Raw genomic sequence first — 24,559 nt, 5'->3', positions numbered from 1 at the left:
GAAGGTAAGGCTGTTCCAGGTAACGACAGACCCCCCGAGCACGAGCGAGAGCAAGGACGGCGCAGACGGCGCTACGCTGCCGGGTCATGCAGGAGACGCGCCTCGACACCGCTCGGGTCCGGGCGGCCCGCCGCGTGATCGACCCCGTTTTCCTCGACACTCCGCTGTACCGCTGCGAGGCCATGGAGCCCGGCCTCGGCTGCACGGTGAGTATCAAGCTCGAAACGGCGAACCCGGTCCGCAGCTTCAAGGCCCGCGGCACCGAGCTGGTCGCGAGCCTGCTCGCCGGCAATGGCTCGCGTGCCGTTGTGTGCGCCAGTGCGGGCAACCTCGGCCAGGCCCTCGCCTGGTCCGGTCGCGCCCGGGGGCTGGACGTCACCGTCGTGGCCTCCCGCTACGCGACCGCGGCCAAGCTCGAACGCATCCGCGCCTTGGGCGCCACGCTGGAACTGGTGGACGGCGACCACGAGATGGCCCGCGAGCGGGCGGCGGCCCTCGCGCGTCGCGAAGGCGTCCGGCTGCTCGAGGACAGCCTTGACCTCGAGACCTGCGAGGGGGCGGCGACCATCGGCCTGGAACTGGTGGACACGATGCAGTCCTTCGACGCCGTCCTGATCGCTCTCGGCGGCGGGGCACTGGCAACGGGTGTGGGTCATGTGGTGAAGGCTCTGGCGCCCGACACCGACGTGATCTGCGTACAGCCGGCGGGCGCGCCGGCGATGACCCACTCGTGGCGCAGCCGACGCGTCGTCACCACCGACTCGACGGACACCATCGCTGACGGCGTGGCCGGCCGGTATCCCATCCCGGCGGTCCTCGACGACATCCTGCTGGTCGCCGACGACGCCGTCCTGGTCCAGGAGGCGTCGATCATCGCCGGCATGCGGATGCTTTTCGACCACGCAGGCCTCGTCGTCGAACCCTCGGCCGCGCTCGGCATCGCGGCGGTCCTCGAAGACCGTGACCGCTTCGCCGGCCGGCATGTGGTCACCATCGTGTGCGGCAGCAACGTCGACATGGACGCCTATCGCCGCTGGGTCGGCGGGGCTTGCGTCCACGGGAGTTGACGACCGCCCGAGCCGATCGTCTCGTACCCCTGATTCGAGCGGCGTCTGCCGGGCCGTGCGGCCCGGCAGACCTGCCCGTCACACGTCCGGCGGCTACCTGCGGCGACCCGCAGGATCGTGCGCGACCGAGTCCCGGCCCTGCCCGGCGGCCGGATCGGAACCTGGGGAACCGCTGCCCGCGTCCGCGGCCGGTTCCGCCCGGTCCCCGTGGCCCGGCCACCACGCCGCGTGGCCGATCAGCGCGGTGAGGCTCGGGGTGAAGAACATCGCCATCACGAAGGCCGCGACCGCGATGCCGAAGGAGACCGCGAAACCCATCTCCGTGAGCAGCGCGTTGCCCGCCAGCATCATCGTGGCGAAGGTCGCCGCCAGGATGAAGCCCGCGGCGGCCACCGTCGGACCGGCGTGCCTGAGCGCCATCCCGGCCGCCTCACGCGGGTCACGGCCCTCCCGGGCCTCCTCGCGCAGTCGGGCGATCATGAGGATGTTGTAGTCGGTGCCGATGGCGACCACGAAGAGATACATGATCACCGGGAGCATGAACATCAGCCCGGAGTGCCCCTGGCCCTCCTGGAAGATCCACACGGTGGCGCCGAGGGTGGCGCCGAAGCCCAGCCCCACGGAGGCGATCAGATACCAGGGGGCGACCACGCTGCGCAGCAGCAGCCCCAGGATGACCATGATCAGGGCGGCGGCGACGGGGAAGACCGTCCGGTAGTCGTGGTTGACCGCGGTGTTGATGTCCTTGTAGATCGAGGACATGCCGCCGACGAGGGCTTCGGTGCCGTCGGGAGCGTCGGCGTGTGCGGTGTCGCGCACCCTGCCCACGGCGCCGATCGCCTTGTCGGTCGAGGCCTCGTACTTGAGTGTGACGGTGAAGTCGGCGGTCGTGCCGTCCCTGCTCACCTGGGACATCCGGGCGTTCGCCACACCGTCCACGGCCCCGAGCTTCGACGCGTACGCGGGGAAGCCGTTCCTGTCGAGCGGCTTGCCGTCGGTGCTGGACAGGTACACGTCGGTTGGGGCGGCGGCGCCGGCCGAGTACGCCTTCTGCATCTCGTCCTGGACGACCATGGACTCCTTGGTCTTGGGCATCGAGCCCGACGCCAGGTCGAACGTGGCCTTGTAGCCGAACGTCCCGAGTGTCAACGCGATCAGGACCAGACCGGATGCCACCGCGGTGAGCGCCGGGCGGCGCTGCACGCCCCGGCCGAGGGCGGCGAAGCGGGCGTTGTCCGGCTCGCGCTGCCAGGACTTCGAGGGCCAGAAGACCTTCGGTCCGATCAGCGACACCACGGCCGGGATCAGGGTCAGACCCGCGACCAGGGTGGCGGCGACAGCGATGGCGAGCGCCGGACCCATCTGCTTGAGGAAGCCCAGCGTGGACAGCGCCAGCGCGAGGAAGGCGATGACGACCGCCCCGGCGGCCGAGGCGATGGCCTCACCGACCCGCGCGACCGCGTTGACCATGGCCTGCTTGGGTTCGTCACCCGCGCGCAGGCGTTCCCGGTAGCGGAACATCAGGAACAGGAAGTAGTCCGTGCCCACGCCGAACAGGACGACGATCAGGATCGACGAGATCGAGCTGTTGGCCTGCAGGTCGAACAGCTTGGTGGCGTACGCGATCAGTCCGTTGGCGATCGCCGACACCAGGCCGATCAGGACCAGGGGGAGTACGGCCAGGATCGGCGCCCGGAAGATGATCAGCAGGGTCACCAGGATGATCACGAAGGTGCCGATGCCGATCAGGGCCTGGCCGCGCTTCGACGAATCCTGCTGGTCGAGGGCCTGTGCGGCGGAACCGCCGAGCCTGACGTCAAGGTGTGTGCCCTTGGCCAGCGCCTTGACGTCCTCGCGTAACACCTTTGCCGCGTCGGCCTGTTTGGGCTGGCCTGCGTTCTTGCTGTCCATCTGGACCAGGGTCAGGTCATACCTGCCGTCCTTGGACGGCTGGCCGGGGACGACCTTCTGCACCTGGTCGATGTGCTTCTTGCCCAGTTGGGTCGTGATCCGGGCGACATCCAGCTTGTCCTCGGCGGTCAGCCTGCCGCCGTCGGTGCGCTGGTACAGCGCGATCGCGGACGGCGTGAAGGCGCTGGGGAACGCCCTCTGCTGGAGTTCCGCCGCTTTGATCGACTCGTAACTCTTCGGTAGAAAGCTGCTCTCGTCGCTGTTCGAGGGCAGGCTCGGTGCGGTGGCGACGATCGCCACCGCCGCTATCAGCCATGCCACGATCGTCCAGACGGGATGTCGGACGACCGTGGTGCCAATACGTCGGAACATGCGGAAGGTCCTCCTGGATAGGAAGATCACCGCAGCCCGGGGAGCGGTCCCTGGCATCGGCGATCCCGACCGGCACGCATCCAACGAGCCGGTCGAATCGTTGTCTTGGGCTCTTATGGTAGTGATCGGATCACATCGGCCCCTCAGGGGTGAGTGGCGGCGGGTCGGCCAACTCCCCACCTTTCTCAGCCCGAAGCGACACCGCGGGCCTGTACGGCTTCCACGAGTGTGCCGAGCTGCCCTCGCACTCGGGCGGCGGTGACATGGTCGAAGTAGTCACGGGAGCTGATGATCTCGCCGTCGCGCACCCGAAGGACGAAGATGCCGGGCAGTGAGAAGGGTTCTCCGGTCTCTGCGACCGTTCCCTGGTACTCGAACTCGGCGACGATGACCTCGGGGTCGGTCGTCTGATGGATCGTGATGTTGGTCGCCCGACGGTCCAGCCGGGGCCCGCTCTCGGTCGGCCTGAAGTGTTCGCGCAGTTCGTCGCGGGTGCGGAGTGCGGCAGCACGAAGCGGGTCGAAGGGGTGCACGACATGGGTCTGCTCCGCGTACAGATCGGGCAGGTCCTTCCAGCGGCCCTCCGCGACACCGTTCACAAGCGCGAGGAAAACCTCGCGGGGGCCGGGGACTTGGGGCATGGCACTCTCCTGTCGTCGGCGCCGGCGCGCGGCGGCATCGAAGTACTGACCGAAGTACTATCCGAAGTGCGGACTCCGATTATACGGAGTCGCGACTTCGGACAGCGGCAGATGAGTGAAAGCGCCATGAGCACCCCCGACAACCGAGAAACCGGCGGCAGACGGCCGCAGCGCGCCGACGCGCGAAGCAACCGCGAACGGATTCTGAACGTCGCCGAAGAGGTCTTCGGCAAGGGCGGCCGGGCCGCGTCCACCGAGGAGGTGGCCCGCCTGGCCAACGTCGGTATCGCGACCGTGTTCCGCCACTTCCCCACCAAAGCGGCCCTGCTGGAAGCCGTACTCGTGCAGCGGTTCGACCGCCTGCGCGCACAGGCCGAAACGCTGCTGCCCGCCACGGACCCCGGTGGGGCGTTCTTCGACTTCTTCAGCCACCTCGTCGCCGACGCGGCCGGCAAGATCGCCATAACCGAGGCCCTGCTGGAGGCCGGTGGTGACAGCAGCAGCGACGCCACTCGGGCATCGGACGGCCTGCGCCGGGCCGTCGGTGCCCTGCTTCAGCAGGCCCAACGCGCCGGCGCCGTCCGGAGCGACGTCGAACTGCCCGAGGTGTACGCCTTGCTCGTGGCCACCTCACGAGCCTCCGCACACGGCCACATCGACGAGGAAACACGAGACCGGATGCTGGCCATCGTCTTCGACGGCCTCGCGCCACTCGGGAAACCGCGGCGTGGTTGAGTGGGGCACGCTCTTGGACACGCAGCTCAGGCCTCCAAGGTACCCAGTGCAACCGTCGGTGTCTCCGCGGGGCGGTCGGGGCGGGATCGCGGCCGCCCCGGCGGCGGCCGCGCTCAACTCACGGCCGCGCCGAACCACTTGGGCAGCCGGCTGAGCAGATCCCGCTGGTCCTCACCGACCCATGCCACATGACCGTCCGGCCGCAGCAGGACCGCGGTTGCGTCCAGCTCCTCGCTGACGTCGACGACGTGGTCGACCCGGTCCGCCCAGCCCGCCACCGAGAGCCGGCCGGTCCGGTCGAGCAGCAGCCCGCGGCCGTCGTGCATCAGCTCGTAGAGGCGACCCCGCTTCAGCCGCACGTCACGCATCCGACGGCCGAGCAGTTCGTGGCCCTCGCCGAAGTCGTAGCGGACGCCGATCGCCGTGATCTTCTCGATCAGGTACCGGTTCACCTCCTCGATGTCCATCAGCTGTGACAGCAGCCGGCGCACCGCGCGGGAGCCGGGCTCCGTGGACATCAGCTCCATCTGCGCGCGGGTGTTGTCCAGCACGTCGGCGGCCACCGGGTGCCGTTCGGTGTGGTAGCTGTCCAGCAGCCCCTCCGGTGCCCAGCCGGCCACCTCGGCGGCCAGCTTCCAGCCGAGGTTGAACGCGTCCTGGATGCCGAGGTTGAGCCCCTGGCCGCCGGTCGGGGGATGGATGTGCGCCGCGTCGCCCGCCAGCAGCACCCGCCCCAGGCGATAGCGCTCGGCCTGCCGGGTGGCGTCGCCGAAGCGGGAGAGCCGGCGCGGTGAGTGGACTCCGAAGTCGGTGCCCGCGACCACTCGCAGCCGTTGCTTGAACTCCTCGAAGGTCGGCGGGACCGTGCGGTCGGCGGCCAGTCCCTCGGCGGGCACGACGACGCGGAACACCCCCTCCCCGAATGACCCGACACCGAACCGCTTCTGGGTCTTGCGGACTTCGGCAACCACGGCGGCCACCTCCTCCGGCGGCGCGGCCACCTCCATCTCACCCAGCAGCGTCTCGACCCTGCTGGACTCGCCGGGGAAGCCGACGCCGAGCAGCTTCCGCACCGTACTGCGGCCGCCGTCGCAGCCGACGAGGTAGCGCGAACGCAGCCGTGCGCCGCCGGCCAGCTCCGCGGTGACCCCGTCCTCGTCCTGGCTCAGCCCGACCAGCTCGCAGCCGCGCCGGATCTCGGCGCCGAGCTCGATGGCGTGCTCTGCCAGCAGACGATCCGTGGTGGGCTGCGGGATGCCGAGGACGTAGGCGTGGGCGGAGTCCAGCCGGTCGGGCCAGGGCTTGTCGATGGCTGCGAAGAAGCCGCCGGCCTTGTCGTGGCGCCGGCCGTGCGCGAGGAAGCGCTCCAGCAGACCGCGCTGGTCCATCACCTCGATGCTGCGCACGTGCAGACCGAGCGCGCGGACGTGCGCGGTCGGCTCCGCCTCCCTCTCCAGCACGAGCACATGTACGCCGTGCAGACGCAACTCGGCTGCCAGCATCAAGCCGGTCGGGCCGCCCCCGGCGATGAGCACGTCGATCATGAACCCCCCTCAACAAGGCTGCGTTTCCGCAGGTCCTGGCGTTGGCTGGAGATTCTGGGCTACGACCGGGGTCTTGCCGCAAGGCCCCCTGCGCGCTATAAGTTGAAAGTGGCAAGGGGTGGAACACCTCCTTGCCTTTGTTCTTGACTCGGCAAGTGGGCGCAGGGCAGCCACGGGCTGACGTAAAACGGCAGCCACGTATTCACGCACCAAGGAAGGGCCTGAGCCCATGACAGGAACACGCCCCGTCCGCTGGGGTGTCCTCGCCACCGGCAGCATCGCCCACAGCTTCGCCGAGGACCTGCGGCTGATCCCCGACGACGCCGAACTCGTCGCCGTAGGCTCCCGCAGCACCGACGCCGCACGCGGATTCGCCGAACGGCACGGCATAGCCCGGGCCCACGGCAGCTGGCAGGACCTGGCCGACGATCCCGAGGTGGACGTGGTGTACATCGCCACCCCGCACTCGGCCCACCGCGCGGCGGCCACCCTCTGCCTGGAGGCCGGAAAGGCCGTGCTGTGCGAGAAGCCGCTCACCCTCAACCTCGCCCAGGCGCAGGACTTGGTGACGATCGCCCGTAAGCGGAACGTCTTCCTGATGGAGGCGATGTGGACCTACGTCAACCCCGCCGTGCTGCGGATGCGGGAACTGATCGCGGGCGGTGCGATCGGTGAAGTCCGTTCCGTCCACGCCGACTTCAGCATCGCCCTGCCCTACGACGCCACCCACCGACTGCACGACCCGGTCCAGGGCGGCGGCGCCGTGCTCGACCTCGGCGTCTACCCCGTCTCATTCGCCCACCTGCTGCTGGGCGCCCCCGACGCCGTCTCGGCCTGGGCGCACCTGAACCCGCAAGGGGTCGACGACAACACCGGCATCCTGCTCGGCTACGACAGCGGAGCGGTCGCGGTGCTCTCCTGCTCCCTGGGCACGCAGACGGCACAGCACGCCTCGGTCAACGGCACCCTCGGCCGCATCGAGTTCGCCCGCGACTTCTTCCACGCAGGGGGCTTCGCGCTGCACCGCCAGGGCCACGAGCCCGAGAAGATCCGCCTGCCGGACTCCCCGGGCAACGGCTACACCCATGAGGCGCTGGAGGTGACCCGCTGCCTGCGAGCAGGCCTCACCGAGTCGCCGTTCGTCCCGCTGGACGGCACCCTCGCGGTCATGGCGACACTGGACGCCGTACGCGAGCGCATCGGAGTCCGCTACCCGGGCGAATAGGGGGCGCGAGCCCGGCCACCGCCGGCCACCGGTCACTTCACGAAGCGGTACTTCAGGTGGACGGCGAGGGGCGTGTCGACCACCCGGAGCGGCTCGACGTTGCGCCGCATCGCGCCCAGCCCCTCGAAGAGCCGCAGTCCGTCTCCGAGGAGCGCGGGCACGACGTGCAACTGCAGCTCGTCGACGAGTCCCTCCCTGAGGTACTGCTGCACGGTGCTCGCCCCGCCCGCGATGTCGACGTTCCTGGCGCCGGCGGCGGTCTTCGCCTGGTCGAGGGCGCTGTGGATGCCGTCGGTGACGAAGGTGAAGGTGGTACCGCCCTCCTTGACCAGGGTCGGCCGGGGGCGGTGAGTGAGCACGAAGACCGGGGTCCGGAACGGCGGGTTGTCGCCCCAGAACTCCTCACCCGTGTCGTACATCATCCGGCCCATGACCACCGCTCCCGTGGCGTCGAACCACTCGCGCATCAACTCGGAGTCGAGGTTCTCCTCCCCGCCGGTCATGCCCTGACGCTGCCGCCAGCTCGCCAGGTTGTGGATCCACTCGAAGAGCGGCCCGGCGCCGTCGCCTCCCGGGTTGTCGATGGCGACGCCGGTGCCGGCGATGTAGCCGTCGAGAGAGATGGCCATGTCCGCGGTCACGGTCACGATGGGTTGCTCCTGATTCCTGGGATGTGCTGCTGACACCCTTGATGTCGATGGGGGAGCGGCGCATTCGACAGTGCCGTCCGGGCAGCCGTGGTCCGTGCGGCCGGCGGCAGGAAAATACGTTGAGGGCGATGATGTCGGGCGGATAGTGTCCCGGACACCGTGACGTCGCGCGAGAAGCCGAGGAGGTGAGACCCATGAACGCTGTAGCTGTGTGGGTGCTCCCCCTCTTCGTCACGGGTGGGCGATCGATGTAGGTGTCGCCGGGAGCGCCTCGACAACAGGGCACTCCCGAAAGGCAACACCTATGTACTCCTTGCAATTCACCGCCGAGTCGTCGTCGGACGGCATGGTCGAGCGCGACTTCACCGTAGGCGAAATCCCCGGTGTCCTCTGGTCGCCGGTCTCCGGCGCCGATCGCGCGCCCCTGGTTCTGATGGGGCACGGCGGCGGCAATCACAAGAAACATCAGGCGATGGCGGGCCGTGCGAAGCTCCTGGTGAGCGGCTGCGGCTTCCATGTCGCGATCATCGACGCGCCCGGCCACGGAAGCCGGCCCCGCACGGCACACGACGAGCAGGAGATCGCCGTCATGCAGCGCGCGATGGCGGCGGGCGAGCCGGTCGGCCCGATCGTCGTCCGCTACAACGCCCACCTGGCCGAGCAGGCCGTACCGGAGTGGCAGGCAACCCTGGACGCCCTCCAGGAACTGCCCGAGATCGGCACCGCCGGGCCGGTCGGCTACTGGGGCCTGAACATGGGCACCGCGATCGGAGTGCCGCTTGTGGCGGCCGACCCCAGGATCACCGCCGCAGTCTTCGGCCTCCACTGGCCCGAAGCCCTGGCCGAGAAGGCGAAGCAGATCACCATCCCGATCGAGTTCGACCTGCAGTGGGACGACGAGCACATCCCGCGAGAGTCCGGTCTGGCGCTGTTCGATGCCTTCGCCTCGGTGGAGAAGACGCTGCACGTCAACGCGGGCAGGCACAAGGAACTGCCCAGGTTCGAGGCCGACAGCGGGGCCCGGTTCTTCGCCCGGCACCTGCGCCGGACGGTCATGTCACCGGTCTGACCTGCCCTGATCCGAGGGGTGTCGGCGGCCGGACGCCGGAACCCCTCCTTCCCCCGGGGGGCCCAGCGGGTGCAGACCGTGCCCTGGACGCACGCGGACCGGGACGGGCCCTCGCGCCCGGCCCCGTGCCCCAACCCGTCTGTGTGCCGCGGGCGTTGGCCGGCGCTCCGATCACCGCCCGGCACCGTGGGCGAGCCCACCGCGAAGACCCGCCGGTGCCACCAGGCGGCCCAGCCCCAGCCGCCGCCGCGGTGCGCAGATGACCAGCCCCGGCCCGCACCCCTCGTACCCTGTTCCCCGTGCCGACCTCCCGCCTCCATCGTGTCGCCGTTCTGGTTCTCGAAGGCGCGAAGCCGCTCGATGTCGGTATCCCCGCGCAGGTGTTCACGACCCGGGCGAGCATGCCGTACGAGGTGCGGGTGTGCGGTGCGGCGCCCGGGCTCGTGACCGGTGGCGACGGGCTGGCCTACCACGTCGCCGACGGGCTCGACGCGCTCGCGTGGGCCGACATCGTGTTCGTGCCCGGTTACCGGTTCCCGGACCGCGAGGACCCGCCGCAGGCTGTCGTGGACGCGCTGATCGCCGCCCACGAGCGGGGCGCGCGGCTCGCAGCCATCTCCACGGGCGCGTTCGCGCTCGCCGCCACCGGCCTGCTCGACGGCAAGCGCGCCACGACGCACTGGCACTACACACGGGCCCTCGCGGAGAAGCATCCACTCGTCAGGGTCGACGAGAACGTCCTGTTCGTCGACGAGGGCAGCGTGCTCACCTCGGCCGGTGCCGCCTCCGGCATCGACCTGTGCCTGCACATCCTGCGCGGTGACCTCGGCGTGGCCGCCTCCAACCACGCGGCCCGGCGCCTGGTCGCGGCCCCCTACCGCAGCGGCGGCCAGGCACAGTACGTGCCGCGCAGCGTGCCCGAGCCGCTCGGCGAGCGTTTCGCCGCCACCCGCGAGTGGGCCCTGCACCGGCTCGACGAACCCCTCAGCCTCGAAACCCTCGCCCAGCACGCGGCGGTCTCACCGCGCACCTTCTCGCGGCGCTTCGTCGAGGACACCGGGTACACGCCGATGCAGTGGGTCATGCGGGCCCGCATCGACCTGGCCCGTGAGCTGCTCGAACGGTCGGAGCGCAACGTCGAGCAGATTGCCAACGACGTGGGCCTGGGCACCGGCGCCAATCTGCGCATGCACTTCCAGCGCATCCTCGGGACCACACCGAGCGAGTACCGGCGCACCTTCACCCGCGGCGAGTAGCCGCCTCCGGGCGTGCCTGGCGCGATCCTTTCGAACCATGGCGCTCACGCCAAGGCCGCCCACGGACGCCGCACGCGAGGCTGGTGAGGAACCCAGACGAGCCGCAGAGACACCAAGGGGCATTCAATGACTCGCGTCGCCATCAACGGATTCGGCCGCATCGGACGCAATGTGCTGCGCGCCCTGCTGGAGCGCGACAGCGACATCGAGATCGTCGCAGTCAACGACCTCACCGAACCCGCCACCCTCGCCCGGCTCCTCGCCTACGACTCCACGGCCGGCCGGCTCGGCCGCCCGGTGACCGTCGACGGCGACACCCTCGTCGTCGACGGCCGGCGCATCAAGGTCCTCGCCGAACGCGACCCGGCGCAGCTGCCCTGGGCCGAACTCGGCGTCGACGTCGCGCTGGAGTCCACCGGCCGCTTCACCTCGGCCAAGGCCGCCCGTGCCCACCTCGACGCGGGCGCGAGGAAGGTCCTCGTCAGCGCCCCGTCGGACGGTGCCGACGTCACCCTCGCCTACGGCGTCAACACCGACGCGTACGACCCGGAGCTGCACACCATCGTCTCGAACGCCTCCTGCACGACCAACGCGCTCGCGCCGCTCGCCGCCGTTCTCGACGACCTGGCCGGCATCGAGCACGGCTTCATGACCACGGTGCACGCCTACACGCAGGAGCAGAACCTCCAGGACGGCCCCCACCGGGACGCCCGCCGCGCCCGCGCCGCCGGCATCAACATCGTGCCGACCACGACCGGCGCCGCCAAGGCGATCGGCCTGGTGCTGCCCGGCCTCGACGGCAGGCTGTCGGGCGACTCGATCCGCGTACCGGTTCCGGTGGGCTCGATCGTCGAGCTCAACACCACGGTGGCCCGCGACGTGACCAGGGAGGACGTGCTGGCGGCCTACCGTGCCGCGGCGCAGGGCCCGTTGGCCGGCATCCTCGAGTACTCCGACGACCCGCTGGTGTCGTCCGACATCACCGGCAACCCGGCCTCCTCGATCTTCGACTCGGCCCTCACCCGCGTCGACGGCCGCCACGTCAAGGTGGTCGCCTGGTACGACAACGAGTGGGGCTTCTCCAACCGGGTGATCGACACGCTGGAGCTCCTCGCGGCCGGCTGACCGCCGCCCGCCGCCCTCACTTCGGCCGGGGTGAGGGCGGCGACGGGCATCCGGGGCCGTATGCGGACACCTGTGATGCGGCTGTGACCCGGAACTGTGGCCTCCACCACGGTCGGCCCTCCGCGGCCCCTGATGAGCTGGCCCGATGCGCACCGCCACCCCCCTCTTACTCGTACTCGCCTCGGTCCTCGCCCTCGCAGGGTGCGGGCAGCCCTCCGGCTCGCCGACGCCCGACGCGCGCCCCACCGCCTCGGACGACCCGCGGTTCCTGCCGCTCGCCGCGTACGACATGTCCGACGCCGGACATACCGTCGGCACGGCCCGCTGGACGCTCGCCAAGCAGTGCATGGTCCGGCTCGGGTTCGACGACCTGAAGAACCTCGACATCGACCCCCTGCCCGCCTGGCCCCGACGTCCGGCGGGCACGGGCGTGTTCACGGCCGTCGGATACTCCGACGACGAGTTCCGCTACGGCGTCCAGGACCCCCGGCAGGCCGCGCGCTACGGCTATCAGGCGGCGCGTGCCGAGTACCAGCTCCGCTACCCGCAGAAGAAGTGGACCCTCTCCGAACAGCTCGCACTCACCGGCGAGTTCATCGGCAAGGATCCGAAGGCCGTCCATGGCCACCGCATTCCGCGCCGCGGCTGTCTCGGCGAGGCGGACCGTGCCATCTACGGCAGCGACCCGCAGGACCGCAGGGACCCCGTCCTGGAACTGAAGGCCAAGAGCATCCAGCAGGGCAGGAAGGACCCCGCCTGGAAGAAGGCGGACCAGGCGTGGTCGGCCTGTATGCGCAGAGCGGGCCACCACTACGCCACTCCCAGGGACGCCGAGATCGGCGAGGACCGTCGGCGCGAGGAGTTCAAGGCCCAGCTTTCCGGGCGGCCCCAGGACCCAGACGTACCCTCGGCCTTGGAGAAGCAGACGGCAACGGCCGACGCCCGCTGCAAGCAGCGGACCGGCTACGTCCGCACCGTGCACGCCGTCGACGTCCGCATCCAGAACCAGCTCATCGCCAAGAACCGGGCCAAGCTGGAGAAGCAGCGCAGCTGGAACCGCGACGCCGTCCGCAAGGCCCACGACATCCTTGAGGGCCGGTCGTGAACACCGGCCTCCGGAGGCTGCCTCAGGGCTTCCGCGCCACCCCGCAGAACTGCGTCACATCGACGATCTCGCCGACCTCGGGCGGCTGCGCATGCCAGCGCGAGCAGGACACCACGCCCGGCTCCAGCAGATCCAGACCGTCGAAGAAGCGCAGCAGCTGCTCGCGGCTGCGGAGTTTCATCGGGGCCGAGCCCTGCTCGTTCCAGCTGGCGACCGCCGCCGTCATGGCCTCGGTGTGGACCTCGGCGGTGGGATGGGCGAGAGCCAGGTAGCTGCCGGAGGGGAGGGCGGCGACGAGCCGGTCGACGATCTCGTACGCCTGCTCGTCGTTGTTCACGAACTGCATGATGCCCAGCAGCATGAGCGCCATCGGCTGCTTGAAGTCCAGTGTCCGGGCGGCGCCTTCGAGGATCGGGCCGGGTGCGTGGACGTCGCCGTCCAGATAGTCCGTGACGCCCTCGGGGCTGCTCGTGAGCAGGGCCTGGGCATGGACCAGGACCAGCGGGTCGTTGTCCACGTAGACGATCCGCGTGTCGGGGGCCAGCCGCTGGGCGACCTCGTGCGTGTTGTCCGCGCTGGGCAGGCCGGTTCCCAGGTCGAGGAACTGGCGGATGCCCGCCTCGCCGACCAGATGGCGCACCGCCCGGCCCAGGAACGCCCGGTCCGCCCGGGCGGCGTCCACGATCTCCGGGAAGTACTGCAGAACCTGGTCGCCCATCGCGCGGTCGGGGGCGTAGTTGTCCTTGCCGCCCAGCCAGTAGTTCCACACCCGTGCCGAATGCGGGGTGGTCAGATCCAGCCGCGCCAGCACGGCCTCACGGTCGGCGGCCGGTTCCTCGGTCATGGCATGCTCCTCGTCCTCGACCGGCGGCCCCTTCGACCGCCGCCCCTCGCGCCTGTGGGCAAGCGCCAACGTAGCGGGCGGTAACGGTTCAGGCCACCGATTCCCCGATCTTGACAGCTGCCGCCCAGGGGCGGCCTTGCTGCGCTGACGTACAAACAGTGGTGCCCTTCCGACTGCCGCCGGCGAGACGGGGCTGCCCAGGAGCGTCGCCAGCAGCCCGGTCGGCGTCACGGTCGTGGGACAGCGGGCCCGTCCGCAACACGGGCGGCAGGTCACCCCGTGCGCCGGTCCGGATCCGAACCGCCGCGGACGGGGTCCTCCGGCTGTCGTCGCGCCGCGGCGGTCAGCGGTGTGCGGTCGACGGTGTCGAGCAGGTCGTGGCGTGTGGCGATCGTCCAGCCCTCGCTGTCGGCCGGCCGGGCGAGTTGCGCGTCCGGCTCGGAGGCGATCGGGTGCGCGGTCCGGTGGAGGATCTCGGCGTCGCTGACGGAGTTCCCGATGGCGAACGCTTTCCCTTCACCGCCGGGCGACCGTCCACGGCCGCTTCCCATGAGCCCTCAGAAGTACCGCGCCTCCGGATGGCAGCCGGACGGCCCGTCCAGCAGGCCGCCGCCGTCCCGTCCGCACAGCCAGCGGTCGAAGAAGGCGGCGACGTAGGCCCGTTGGGCGGTGATCGCGTGCCGCGGGGCGATGGTGCCGATGTTCTCGACGACGGTTTTGCGGGGCAGACCGAGCCGCCGGGCGATCTGCGGGACCATGGCCTCGGCGTCGGTGTACGTGGCGTGTTCCGCGCCCCGCAGGCTCAGGCCCCGGCGCGGGCCGCGACTGTTCCGCCACAGCGCCTCCCAGGACGGCACCGTGCCGAGGTCGTTGCCGTCCTTGCCGATCAGCAGGAAGGGGCGGTCGAGGCCGTCGGCGGCAACGGTGGACAGGTTGCCGGGGGTGCTGTCGTCCTGGACGTACGCGAGCACACCGTCCAGGTTCGCGGCTGCTGCGATGCGCGGGTCGTCGTGCATGGCCTGCAGGGCGGTGAAGCCGCCGGCGGAATGGCCGAACACACCGATACGCCCGAAGTCCAGCATGCCGCCCAGGCCTTGAGGCAGTGCCCCCGGCAGCGCGTCGAGGAGGAAGCGGGTGTCGGCCACGCGTACGGCCATGGTCTTCCGCAGCAGCGCCGTGATGCGCTGCCGGTCCGGGGACGCCTTGGCGAACTCCGCGGGCAGGACCGAGTGTTCGACGCGGCCGCCGGGGAACTGTACGGCGGAGGCGTCATAGGTGTGATCGACCGTCACCACGACATGGCCCCGGGAGGCGAGGTCGTCGCAGAGCGTGGTGCCCAGGGAGCGGGGGTCCCCGGCACCGGGGGAGTAGCAGACGACCGGGAACGGACCACCGTCCCGGTCGGCCGGGGCGCCTTCGTGAGCGTGCGTGCGGGTGGCCGACCAGTCGACCCGATCGCTCGGCACATCGGTGAAGCTGTTCAGGGCCGCGAATCCGGCGGCCTCACCGGGAAGCATCTGCGGCGCGGCCGGATACCCGCCGACGGTCCGGGCCGGGTAGCGGATGGCGACCATGAGCTCCCGGTACGGCCGCGACGCGACCCAGGGATCCGCACGCGAGGTATCGACCAGGCGCAGCGCGACCGTCCCCACGGGATACGGCCCGCTGGGCACGGGCAACGTCAGCCGCACCGGCCCGGCCGTGCGTGGCCCGGCGCCCGCGGCTCGTGCCGGGACGGCGGACAGGGCGAGTGCTGCAACGGTCGACAGCATGGCGGCGCGACGGGTCGGCATGTCCGAACTCCTCTGTCTGTACGGGTGCAATGACCACGTACAGACTCGGGGAGCGCCCTGGTCGCCAACCATCCGGCAGCCCGGTCGATACGCCTGGGGGTTATCCCACAGGCCCCTGCCCCTGCCCCTGCCCGTGCCCCTGCCCGTGCCCGTGCCCCTGCCCCTGCCCGTGCCCCTGCCCGTGCCCCTGCCCCTGCCCCTGCCCCTGCTCCTGCCCGTGCCCGTGATCCTGTGCCCCGGTGTCCGGTGAGCCGCCCATCATCCGGAGCATGGCCGGGCCGCCGGTGCGCCAGAACCGTACGAGCAGCGCCGCGGCCAGCAGCAGGAAGACGATGTTGAGCCAGGTCGTGTAGTTCCACGTGACCCCCTGTTCGGGGATCGTGGCATCGGCCTGGTCGGGGATCAGGCCCAGCCCGCCGAAGGTGAACTCGACGACGTATCCGGCGACGGCCATCGCGGCGAAGAAGGTGCCCAGGAGGAAGACGGCCGTCCGGGCGCCGTAGTACTTCCGGTAGATGTTCAGGATGGGGAGGATCAGCAGGTCGGCGTAGATGAAGGCGATCACCCCGCCGAAGCTGATGCCGCCCTTCCACAGCACCACGGCCAGCGGCACGTTGCCGATCGAGCAGACGAACGTGGCGATCGCCACCAGCGGCCCGACCAGCGGGCCGATCAGTTTGGCGGCGAGCGGATGGTCCGCCAGGAAGAAGGTGCGCCAGAAGTCGTCCGGCACCCACGCAGCGATCGCGCCCGCGATCAGCAGCCCCGCCACCAGGTCCCGCACGATCGCCGCCCACTCCATGACGAAGATGTGCGACACGGACGTGAAACCGTCCCGGGAGAAGAGGCGCCGAGCGAAGCCGCCCTCCGCCCGCACCGACATGTCCATGGCCGCGTGGCCCTCCATCGACCCCGCGATCCCGCGCTCGGCCTGCTCCCGCGCCCGGCTCAGCAGCCGCTCGCGCAGGAACAGGCGGAACAGCAAGGCGAGTACGACGATCATGATCGGCCCGCCGACGAACTCGGCGGCAGTGAACTGCCAGCCCATCAAGAGCGCGAGGATCACGCCGAGTTCCACCACCAGATTGGTGGAGGCGATCTCGAACGCCATCGCGGCCGTGAAGTCCGCGCCCCTGCGGAACAGCGAACGGGCCAGGGCCACGGCAGCGTACGAGCAGGACGACGAGGCCGCTCCCAGCCCGGCCGCCAGGGCGAGCGTGCGCGGCCGGTCGTCCCCCAGCAACCGGACGACCGTCGACCGCCGCACCACCGCCTGCACCACGGCCGAGAGGGCGAAGCCCAGGATCAGCGCCCAGGTGACCTCCCAGGTCATCGACCCGGCGATGGACAGCGCGTGGCCGATCGCTTCCACAGGGCACCTACCTCTGCTTCAGAGGGTCCGGATCGATTCATTGGGGAGCATTCCTGTCATGGACGATATCGGGCACCTATGTGGCCCGTTGCCCTACGGCGGCCTCGCTGTCGAGGTGTGTGCCGATCGCCCTGCTCGTGGGCACCCTTCAGCGCGGGCTTGTTCAGCCGGAGGGCCGCCCGGCGGACCGTACGGTCTTCGAGGGCAGTCGAGTCACATGCCGCCCATCGACGGCATCGAGCCCTGCAGCCCCGGCAGCAGCCGGTCCTGGAACGGCGCGAGCACGGCCGGCGCGAGGAAGGCGACCCCCACGGCCCGCGCGAGCAGCGGGCCTCGGGACCACAGCTTCGCGACGAAGATCACCACGGCCGGCCCGGCCATCGCCGCCACGTTCATCACGCCTAGCTTGACCAGGACACTACGGCGGCCACGACGCTTCGCCACGATCAGGACGCGTATGTTACGCACCCGCGCTCGCCGCCCTGCGTGACAGGGCCAGCCCCCTGGGCTGACGCAGGGGCTGCGCCGCCGCGGGCCGTGGGTGGAGGCCTCTCCATCGACCCGTGGGTGGTGGTGATCCACCGGGTGCGCGGAGCAGGCTTGAGGCATGGGCTCTCTCCACTCTGCACTCGTCGCTCTCACCGGCGTCTGCGTTCTGGTCTTCGTCGCGGCCTGGATCGTCGGCGCCGTCTACTTCGGCGTGAAGACCCAGGCCGGCCTGCACGGCTGGGCGCACGGCCTTCGACGCACGTTGCCCCGTCGGCTTCTGCTGACAGCGGGCGCCTTCGCCTTGTCCACGCTGGTCAGCCACTCGCGGGACTTCTGGCGCCATCTGCAGTACTGGCAGCCCGAACTCGCCCTCCTGGGCGGCCTGCTCGCCGTCGCCTCCACCGGGTTGCTGCTGTGGGCCCGCTGGGTGCTGGGCACGATGTGGGCCAGCGTCCCCATGGTTCGGGAGCACCACGAACTGCGCACCGACGGTCCCTACCGGCTGGTCCGCCACCCCATCTACACCGGCCTGCTCGGCCTGGTCATCGGCTCCATGCTCGCGTGCGGCTTCGGCGTCTGGATCGCCCTGACGGTGGTCGCCATACCGTGGCTGCTGCGCCGGGTCCGGATCGAGGACGGCCTCATGGCCCGCCGGTTCGGCACCTCCTACGAGGCCTACCGCGCCCGAGTCCCGGCGCTGATCCCTTGGCCGCGCACCGCTCCCCCGGCGCCTCGTCATGCCGGGCGCTGACCGCGAACCGGGCGGCTGCCGCGAGGTACTTCCTCGCGGCAGCCGCCCGGGGCCTTCCTGGTTCGGTCGGGGTCACACCGGAATCGGCATGAGGGCGCAGCGCACCGGCTTGGAGTGCGCCGGGTCGAGGGCGTTGAGCACCAGCTGGTACACGTTCGGGTCGTACGGGTTGCCCAGGTGGCCGGAGAGGTCCAGCGGGCAGACGTTCTGCAGCAGGATGTTGTGCACGCTCGCGCCGGGCCCGGCGGTGAGGAACTGGTTGGTGTACGGGGTGACGACGATGTCGGTCCTGGTGACGATGTTGGTGTAGGTGACACCACGCTCCGTGTCGCCCTTGGCGTACAGCTGCTGCAGCACCGGGGAGCCGATCGTCTGGTCCTTCGCCGCCGGGCTGTCGAGGCCGAACGGCTTGCCGGCATGCCCCGCCACGTCCAGTACCGCGTCGAGGAGGTGGATCGTGCCGATTGCGGTGGTGCCGTGGCTGCTGGGGTTGATGCCCACGAGTTGGTGCACCTTCGCGGCGCCGCCGTCGAAGCGCAGATACCACTGGGGCATCAAACCGCCGCCTTGGGAGTGGCCCACCAGATCGACCTTCTTCGCGCCCGTGGCGGCCCGTACCTTGTCGACGTAGGCGGCCAGTTGCGCGGCCGAGGCGGGGACCGGGCCGGTCGCCTTCAACAGGGCATGGGGTTTGACCTCGCCGTAGTTGAGGGCGAAGACGCAGTAGCCGCGGTTCTTCAACAGCGGGGCGAGCGCGCTCCAGTTGTCGAAGGCGTTCTCGAAGGTGCCGTGGACCAGAACCACCGGATAGGGGTGCGCGGCCGAGGGCTTGCACGAGAAGTCGTTGGCCCCGGCGGGAGAGCGGTCGGGGTCGGGCACCGAGGCGAGCAGGGCCGCGCTGAAGCTGACCACCCCCAGCCCGCCGAATGTGTTGGCGAGCGGCGCAGGCGGGGCCCCGGCGGCGGCAAGCCGTGGCACGGGAGTTGCGGCGGAAGCGGCGGGGACGGCGGCGGTCAGGCAGGCCGCCGCAGCCAGGGCAACGCCTGCGGCCTTGAGAACTCGGCGCATCGTGGTGCGCACCTCCTGGTGACGGGTCATCAGCTGGGTGGAAGTGGCCCCAGCTTCGACAGCCACCGCGTCGCCCTCACGCAGGGCGCGCCAAGTGCACCCGTACGGGGTACGTGCGGTCAGCCGGGCGGGCGGTTGCCTCTCTGAGAGGGCTGTCCTGACGGCGCTTCCGTTGACGGACGAAGAAAGGCGCAGGACCGGCCGAACCCACCGAACAGGGGTCCGGGACACAGCCGTTGAGTGCTCGCCGGTCCGGTCGGCCGAGGACAGCGAAGGTCCGTCGCCGCCGTCGACGGAACAAACCAATCGCCCGCCCATCGCTGCTCCCATAAGGTGCGCGGGTTGTCGTGACGAAGGGGCGGTCGGAACGTGGAGCTCGGGGCAGCGACTCGGGAGCAGTTGGCGGGTGCGGCGCGGGAAGCGCTGGGCGCCGGGCGATGGTTGGAGAGGGTCCAGCGGATCGCGGGCGGCAGCAAGAAGGGCGTGTACCGCCTGGTGATGGACGATGCGACGACGGCGATCGCCTACCTGTGGGACGACGCCGAGAACTACTGGCCGACGGCCGAGGGCGACGACGACCTCACCGACCCGTTCTCACCCGGTCTCGGACTCGACCTGTTCGAGGCCGCGCACGCGCGGCTGAACGCGCTCGGCGTGCGCGTCCCGGCCATCCGGCTGGTCGACCGCGACGGTGCCCACTGCCCGGCCGACCTGGCGATCGTCGAGGACCTGCCGGGCGAGAACCTGGAGGAACTGCTCGCCCGCGATCCCCGCGCCGCCGCCCCGGTCATGGACCGGCTGGGGGAGGCACTGGAGGCGATGCGGCGACATCGGGCACCCGGGTACGGCAAGGTGGCAGTGGTCGACGCGGGCGGAACGTCCCGCGGGACGTCGTGCGAGGGCGTCGTACTGGAGCGGGCGCTGCGGGACCTCGCCGAGGCGGCGTCGCGTGATCCGCGGATCGCGACCGCCCGCGACCGGCTGGAGGAGCGACTGCTGGGCCTGGCGGCGGCGGTACGGCCGCGCTCCGAATACGCGGTCGTACACGGCGAACTCGGCCCCGACCATGTGCTGGTGGACCCGGACGGGCACCCCGCGGTGATCGACATCGAGGGCACGATGTACTTCGACGTCGAGTGGGAGCACGTCTTTCTGCGGATCCGTCTGCACGACGCCTATCGGCCGCCGGCGGAGGACGCACTGGACGAGGACCGGCTCGCGCTCTACATGCTGGCCCAGCGGCTCTCGCTGACAGCGGGCCCGCTGCGACTGCTCGACGGGGACTTCCCCGACCGGTCGTTCATGGCACACATCGCCGAACACAACCTGAAGCAGGCGCTGCAACTGGTCCACCCCTGAACGCCCTTGGTGTCCTGGCTCGTTCCCGTAAGCCGCCCCAGCGCTCCGACGCGCCACAGCTCAGCGGGCGGAAGGGAAATCCAGGATCGCCGCGATGAGTTCCGGCGTACCGGCCGCCGTTCCGTGATCCACCGGCACCATCGCGGGTACCTTGCGGCAGCGCCGTGGCCAACTGGTCTGCCGTAGCGGCGCGTTCGTCGTCGGCAACGATCACCACGAGCGTCTGCCCTACGAGGGGTCGAGCAGTTCCACCGGTGTGACGCGGTTCCGCCGGCGTGGCTAGGCCTGGCGGCGGTTCCACCGGCTTGGCTCGGCCTGACGAGGACGTGCCCGGACCCGTCCCAACGTTGCCGCCGTTCGGCGGCAATCACGGCTGCCCCGTCAGGAGGTGGTGGCAGGGGCGTGGAAATAGTGGCCCTTGTCGAGGTCGTCGAGGAGGCCGGGGCCGGTCGGCTGCCAGTTCAGCAGTTCCCGGGTCGCGGTGTTGCACGCCGGGGCGTCGAGGCCGAGGAAGTGGCCCAGCCAGGCGAAGTGCTCCGCCGCGGCCTCGGGGGACACGGACGTCACCGGTACGTCGAGGTGACGTCCGATCACCTCGGCGATGTCGCGGATCGGGACGCCTTCCTCCGCCACGCCGTGCAGCACCGCGCCGGCGGGGGCCTTCTCGACGGCCAGGCGGAACAGCCGTGCGGCGTCGAGGCGGTGGACGGCCGGCCAGCGGTTGGCGCCGTCGCCGATGTAGCCGGAGACACCCTTGTCCCGGGCGATGGCGACCAGGGCCGCCATGAACCCGTGATCCCCTTCGCCGTGGCAGGTCGGAGACAGCCGCAGCACGGATGAGCGCACTCCGCGCGAGGCGAGTGCGAGCACCGCCGTGGCGGTGGCCGAGCGGACGGCGACCGGCGAGCCGTCGACTGTGGGCATGTCCCGCTCGGTCGCCAGCTGCCCCGGCTTGAGGCCGACCAGCCCGGAGGCGAGGACGAAAGGACGACCGGTGCCGGCCAGCGCCTCGCCGAGGGTGTCGACGGCGCGGCGGTCGGCCTCGGCGGCGCCCTGGAAATCGCCGCCGAAGGCGAGGTCGTGCTTGAAGGCGAGGTGGACCACTCCGTCCGACGCTGCGGCGGCACCGGCCAGGACGTCGAGGTCGTCGACCGTGCCGCGGACCACGTCCGCCCCGGCGGTGGTGAGGGCAGCGGCAGAGGCGTCGGAGCGGGCGAGCCCGACCACCCGGTGCCCGGCGTCCATGAGTTCGGGAACGAGGGCGGAGCCGATCCAACCGGACGCGCCGGTCACGAAGATGCGCATGGGAGAGCCCCAAACTGTCGATGTCAGTGACTGTCATCGACGCTAGCATGCGATGTCAGGGGCTGTCATCACGTAGGATCTGCTCATGGGTAGATGGGAGCCGAACGCGCGCGAACGCCTGGCGAAAGCGGCGTTGGAGCTCTACGGCGAGCGCGGCTACGAGCAGACCACCGTGGCGGAGATCGCCAAACGGGCCGGTCTCACCGAGCGGACCTTCTTCCGGCACTACGCCGACAAGCGCGAGGTGCTGTTCGACGGCGCGAGTGCGTTGCAGGAGCTGTTTGTGAACGCGGTCGCCGATGCGCCGGAGGCCAAGGCCCCGATCGACGCGATCGCCGCGGGCCTCGAAGCGGTCTCCGCCGTGTTCGTCGGCCGCCGCGGGTACTCCCGGCAGCGACATGCCGTCGTCGTGGCGAACGCGGTGCTCCAGGAGCGCGAGCTGATCAAGCTCGCCTCGCTGTCGGCCGCGCTCGCCGACGCCCTGCGTCGACGCGGCGTGCCGGAGCCGGCCGCGAGCCTGACCGCCGAGGCGGGAGTCGCCGTCTTCAAGATCGGCTTCGAGCGCTGGGTCGGGACGGCCGAGGAACGCACGATGGCGCAGTTGACGCGGGAGTCGTTGGCCGAGCTCAAGGCCGTGACCGCAGGCGGATGAGTCCCGCCGGCTCGTCCGGTCAGGTCAGACTGTCGATCTTGCTGCGGACCTGGTTCACGATGGTGGCGGGGAGCGTCGCGTAGCCCTGGAAGCTCAGGTCCTGCTGGCCCTGCACGCCGGCGATGTACGTCAGGAACGCCTTGGTGGCGGGCCACGTGGCCGGCTTGTTGCCCTTGTCGCAGACGATCTCGTACGTGACCATGTCGATCGGATAGGCGCCCGGGGTCTTGGTCGCGTAGTCGAGCCTGAGTACGAGGTCGCCACCGGTGCCGGCGATTTTGGCGGTGGAGATCGCCTTGGAAGCCGTGAAGACACTGGCGTCGACCGGAGCGGGGGCGCCGGTGTCGACGGAGACCGTGGGAATGCCGCGGGCGATCGCGTACGATAGCTCGACGTAGCCGATCGCACCCGCATTCTTCTTCATCTGATCGGCGAGGCCGGAGGAACCCTTGGCCGACTGGCCGCCCTTGGCCATCCACTCCTTGCTGTGCCCGTGCGGCCAGACACTCGGTGCGGCGGCGCTGAGGTAGGAGGTGAAGTTGTCCGTCGTGCCGGACGAATCGGAGCGGTGGGACGCCTGGATCGACGTCGACGGCAGCTTGGTGCCGGGGTTGAGTTTCGCGATCGCCGGATCGTTCCACTTCGTGATCCGGGAGTCGAAGACCTTGGCGAGCGTGGGGGCGTCCAGGATCAGTTTCTTGACCCCTGGCAGGTTGTAGCCGATGGCGATCGGGCCGCCGACCGTCGGCAGGTGGACGGCCTGACCGCCGTTCGAGCAGACGCCTTTGGACTGGCTGATCTGGGCAGCGCTCAGGGCGGAGTCGGAGCCCGCGAAGGCGGTTTTCCCCTTGAGGAAATCGGTCTGGCCGGCACCGGAGCCGTTGCCGTCGTAGCTGATCTGGGTGCCGGGGCAGGCTCGTGTGTAGTTCTTGATCCAGAACTGCATCGCGAACTCCTGTGCAGTCGATCCGGATGCCGGCACATGGGCCGCCGTGCCGCACTTGACGCCGCTGGCGGCCGTGGTGGTCGGCGCGGCAGCCGTGGACGTCGTGTCGGACGGCCCGGAACTGCCGCTCGAACCGCAGGCCGTCAGGAGCAAGGCGCCGGAGGCAACCGCCGAGCCGGCCGCGAGGGTGCGCAGCCTGCTCTTCTGCTGAAGCTTCACTCTTCGGTGCTCCTTGCGGTAGGCGGCCGGGGTCGGCCCAGCAGAGGGATGTGATGACCGCGGATCAGGTAGCGGTCACAGCCCGCACCTCCGAGGAACTATACGCACCAAAGTGGTGTTTTTCGGTCATTGTTCCTTCGGTCCCGGGCTGATTGGGAGGGCGGTGTACGGCCCAAACTGCGTGCCCGGCGGAGCGGCGGCCGCCAGGCTGCTGAAGCCGGCCGGCTCATGAGCTCGTCCCGGCTCGAATCATCGCCGCCACCGGGCCAACTGGCCTCCCGCGCTACACCATCCGGTGGCTTATGGGCGTCAGAGCGTTATTCATGTCTCCGATTTTCTGATCATTCCACTATCCGGCTCTTGGTACTGACCGGCCGTCACGAAGCCCCGAACCGAGTCGAGGAGAGTGCAGAAGATGACGAAATTGCCGCGATGGCGATCCGTTCTGGCGCCGGCTGTCATGGCAGCCGCGCTTGGCGCTGCCGCGCTGTCGAGCGCGGGAACCGCCAACGCCCAGGACGTCACCACCCCGAGCCCACCGTCCCCGGCGCCGCCCGCTTATCCGGAACATCCGGCCAAGTCTGCGTATCCGGCTCACCCGGTGAAGCCTGGGTATCCGGCTCACCCGGTGAAGCCTGGGTATCCGGCTCACCCGGTGAAGCCTGCGTATCCGGCTCACCCGGGGAAGCCTGCGTATCCGTCCAAGCCGGTTAAGCCTGCGTACCCTCAGCACCCGGTGAAGCCTGGGTATCCGGTGAAGCCTGCGCATCCGGCCCAGCCGGTGAAGCCTGCTTACCCGGCTCAGCCTGTCAGGCCCGCGTATCCGGTGAAGCCCGCTTATCCTCAGCACCCGGTGAAGCCTGGGTATCCGGCTCAGCCTGTCAGGCCTGGGTATCCGGTGAAGCCTGGGTATCCGGCTCAGCCCATGAAGCCCGCGTATCCGGCCCAGCCGGTGAAGCCTGCTTACCCGGCTCAGCCTGTCAGGCCCGCGTATCCGGTGAAGCCCGCTTATCCTCAGCACCCGGTGAAGCCTGGGTATCCGGCTCAGCCTGTCAGGCCTG

General features: G+C 70.3%; 22 protein-coding genes. 10 read left to right on the top strand and 12 right to left on the bottom strand.

The genetic code is table 11. From position 1 onward, the window contains the following. Window positions 1-86 precede the first annotated feature (86 nt). Complete coding sequence (locus tag LJ657_RS39330; RefSeq protein ID WP_232654480.1) at window positions 87-1,067, top strand: threonine ammonia-lyase; 981 nt, start codon at window positions 87-89, stop codon at window positions 1,065-1,067. A gap of 93 nt (window positions 1,068-1,160) precedes the next feature. Here the strand turns inward: LJ657_RS39330 and LJ657_RS39325 are convergent, their stop codons facing one another. Together LJ657_RS39325 and LJ657_RS39320 are read right to left on the bottom strand one after the other, a co-directional pair. Next, window positions 1,161-3,350, bottom strand: coding sequence for an MMPL family transporter (locus LJ657_RS39325; RefSeq protein ID WP_232654479.1), 2,190 nt, complete (start codon window positions 3,348-3,350; stop codon window positions 1,161-1,163). Between the two features lie 185 nt (window positions 3,351-3,535). Further along, complete coding sequence (locus tag LJ657_RS39320) at window positions 3,536-3,991, bottom strand: nuclear transport factor 2 family protein (protein WP_232654478.1); 456 nt, start codon at window positions 3,989-3,991, stop codon at window positions 3,536-3,538. 126 nt (window positions 3,992-4,117) lie between these two features. Here LJ657_RS39320 and LJ657_RS39315 point away from each other — a divergent pair, with 126 nt between their 5' ends. Further along, window positions 4,118-4,726 (top strand): TetR/AcrR family transcriptional regulator, encoded by a 609-nt coding sequence (locus LJ657_RS39315; protein ID WP_232654477.1) that lies wholly within the window; start codon window positions 4,118-4,120, stop codon window positions 4,724-4,726. A 113-nt stretch (window positions 4,727-4,839) separates the two neighbouring features. Here the strand turns inward: LJ657_RS39315 and rox are convergent, their stop codons facing one another. After that, entirely contained in the window at window positions 4,840-6,270 is a 1,431-nt protein-coding gene (rox, locus tag LJ657_RS39310; RefSeq protein WP_232654476.1) for a rifampin monooxygenase, read from the bottom strand. 229 nt (window positions 6,271-6,499) lie between these two features. On the opposite strand from rox, the gene LJ657_RS39305 reads away from it, so the two are divergent. After that, complete coding sequence (locus tag LJ657_RS39305) at window positions 6,500-7,495, top strand: Gfo/Idh/MocA family protein (protein WP_232654475.1); 996 nt, start codon at window positions 6,500-6,502, stop codon at window positions 7,493-7,495. A 32-nt stretch (window positions 7,496-7,527) separates the two neighbouring features. On the opposite strand, the gene LJ657_RS39300 is transcribed toward LJ657_RS39305, so the two are convergent. Further along, window positions 7,528-8,142 carry a dihydrofolate reductase family protein gene (locus tag LJ657_RS39300; protein ID WP_232654474.1) on the bottom strand — a complete coding sequence of 205 codons (615 nt, stop codon included), beginning with the start codon at window positions 8,140-8,142 and terminating at the stop codon, window positions 7,528-7,530. 307 nt (window positions 8,143-8,449) lie between these two features. On the opposite strand from LJ657_RS39300, the gene LJ657_RS39295 reads away from it, so the two are divergent. The 4 genes from LJ657_RS39295 to LJ657_RS39280 all read left to right on the top strand — a co-directional run bounded on the left by LJ657_RS39295 (window position 8,450) and on the right by LJ657_RS39280 (window position 12,700). Further along, window positions 8,450-9,214 carry an alpha/beta hydrolase family protein gene (locus tag LJ657_RS39295; RefSeq protein ID WP_232654473.1) on the top strand — a complete coding sequence of 255 codons (765 nt, stop codon included), beginning with the start codon at window positions 8,450-8,452 and terminating at the stop codon, window positions 9,212-9,214. Window positions 9,215-9,513: 299 nt separating this feature from the next. Then, window positions 9,514-10,470, top strand: a complete 957-nt coding sequence (locus tag LJ657_RS39290; RefSeq protein ID WP_232654472.1) for a GlxA family transcriptional regulator — start codon at window positions 9,514-9,516, stop codon at window positions 10,468-10,470. 126 nt (window positions 10,471-10,596) lie between these two features. Next, window positions 10,597-11,595 carry a type I glyceraldehyde-3-phosphate dehydrogenase gene (gene gap / locus LJ657_RS39285; protein WP_232654471.1) on the top strand — a complete coding sequence of 333 codons (999 nt, stop codon included), beginning with the start codon at window positions 10,597-10,599 and terminating at the stop codon, window positions 11,593-11,595. A 145-nt stretch (window positions 11,596-11,740) separates the two neighbouring features. After that, on the top strand, window positions 11,741-12,700 hold the full coding sequence (locus tag LJ657_RS39280; protein WP_232654470.1) for a hypothetical protein: 960 nt from the start codon (window positions 11,741-11,743) through the stop codon (window positions 12,698-12,700). 22 nt (window positions 12,701-12,722) lie between these two features. Here LJ657_RS39280 and LJ657_RS39275 read toward each other — a convergent pair whose 3' ends face one another. The 5 genes from LJ657_RS39275 to LJ657_RS39255 all read right to left on the bottom strand — a co-directional run bounded on the left by LJ657_RS39275 (window position 12,723) and on the right by LJ657_RS39255 (window position 17,153). After that, window positions 12,723-13,544: an SAM-dependent methyltransferase gene (locus LJ657_RS39275; RefSeq protein WP_232654469.1), complete on the bottom strand. Its 822-nt coding sequence runs from the start codon at window positions 13,542-13,544 to the stop codon at window positions 12,723-12,725. Between the two features lie 272 nt (window positions 13,545-13,816). Further along, window positions 13,817-14,095, bottom strand: a complete 279-nt coding sequence (locus LJ657_RS39270) for a hypothetical protein (protein WP_232654468.1) — start codon at window positions 14,093-14,095, stop codon at window positions 13,817-13,819. Between the two features lie 6 nt (window positions 14,096-14,101). Continuing rightward, window positions 14,102-15,337 (bottom strand): alpha/beta hydrolase family protein, encoded by a 1,236-nt coding sequence (locus tag LJ657_RS39265; protein ID WP_232654467.1) that lies wholly within the window; start codon window positions 15,335-15,337, stop codon window positions 14,102-14,104. Window positions 15,338-15,437: 100 nt separating this feature from the next. Further along, window positions 15,438-16,709 (bottom strand): permease, encoded by a 1,272-nt coding sequence (locus tag LJ657_RS39260; RefSeq protein WP_232654466.1) that lies wholly within the window; start codon window positions 16,707-16,709, stop codon window positions 15,438-15,440. A 213-nt stretch (window positions 16,710-16,922) separates the two neighbouring features. Continuing rightward, window positions 16,923-17,153 carry a hypothetical protein gene (locus tag LJ657_RS39255; protein ID WP_372488029.1) on the bottom strand — a complete coding sequence of 77 codons (231 nt, stop codon included), beginning with the start codon at window positions 17,151-17,153 and terminating at the stop codon, window positions 16,923-16,925. A gap of 163 nt (window positions 17,154-17,316) precedes the next feature. On the opposite strand from LJ657_RS39255, the gene LJ657_RS39250 reads away from it, so the two are divergent. Then, window positions 17,317-17,949 (top strand): methyltransferase family protein, encoded by a 633-nt coding sequence (locus LJ657_RS39250; protein WP_232654465.1) that lies wholly within the window; start codon window positions 17,317-17,319, stop codon window positions 17,947-17,949. Window positions 17,950-18,021: 72 nt separating this feature from the next. On the opposite strand, the gene LJ657_RS39245 is transcribed toward LJ657_RS39250, so the two are convergent. After that, window positions 18,022-19,047, bottom strand: a complete 1,026-nt coding sequence (locus LJ657_RS39245; protein WP_232654464.1) for a lipase family alpha/beta hydrolase — start codon at window positions 19,045-19,047, stop codon at window positions 18,022-18,024. Between the two features lie 453 nt (window positions 19,048-19,500). On the opposite strand from LJ657_RS39245, the gene LJ657_RS39240 reads away from it, so the two are divergent. Next, window positions 19,501-20,376: a phosphotransferase family protein gene (locus LJ657_RS39240; RefSeq protein ID WP_372488031.1), complete on the top strand. Its 876-nt coding sequence runs from the start codon at window positions 19,501-19,503 to the stop codon at window positions 20,374-20,376. Window positions 20,377-20,757: 381 nt separating this feature from the next. Here LJ657_RS39240 and LJ657_RS39235 read toward each other — a convergent pair whose 3' ends face one another. Next, window positions 20,758-21,681, bottom strand: coding sequence for an SDR family oxidoreductase (locus tag LJ657_RS39235; RefSeq protein ID WP_232654462.1), 924 nt, complete (start codon window positions 21,679-21,681; stop codon window positions 20,758-20,760). A gap of 85 nt (window positions 21,682-21,766) precedes the next feature. Between LJ657_RS39235 and LJ657_RS39230 the strand changes: the two genes are divergently transcribed. After that, window positions 21,767-22,333 carry a TetR/AcrR family transcriptional regulator gene (locus tag LJ657_RS39230; protein ID WP_232654461.1) on the top strand — a complete coding sequence of 189 codons (567 nt, stop codon included), beginning with the start codon at window positions 21,767-21,769 and terminating at the stop codon, window positions 22,331-22,333. A gap of 19 nt (window positions 22,334-22,352) precedes the next feature. On the opposite strand, the gene pstS is transcribed toward LJ657_RS39230, so the two are convergent. Beyond that, window positions 22,353-23,498 carry a phosphate ABC transporter substrate-binding protein PstS gene (gene pstS / locus LJ657_RS39225; protein ID WP_232654460.1) on the bottom strand — a complete coding sequence of 382 codons (1,146 nt, stop codon included), beginning with the start codon at window positions 23,496-23,498 and terminating at the stop codon, window positions 22,353-22,355. Window positions 23,499-24,559 lie beyond the last annotated feature (1,061 nt).

The organism is Streptomyces guryensis, assembly GCF_021261325.1.
GTDB lineage: Bacteria > Actinomycetota > Actinomycetes > Streptomycetales > Streptomycetaceae > Streptomyces > Streptomyces guryensis.
The sequence above is the reverse complement of the archived record's forward strand: the minus strand, read 5'-3'. Positions and strand labels throughout refer to the sequence as shown.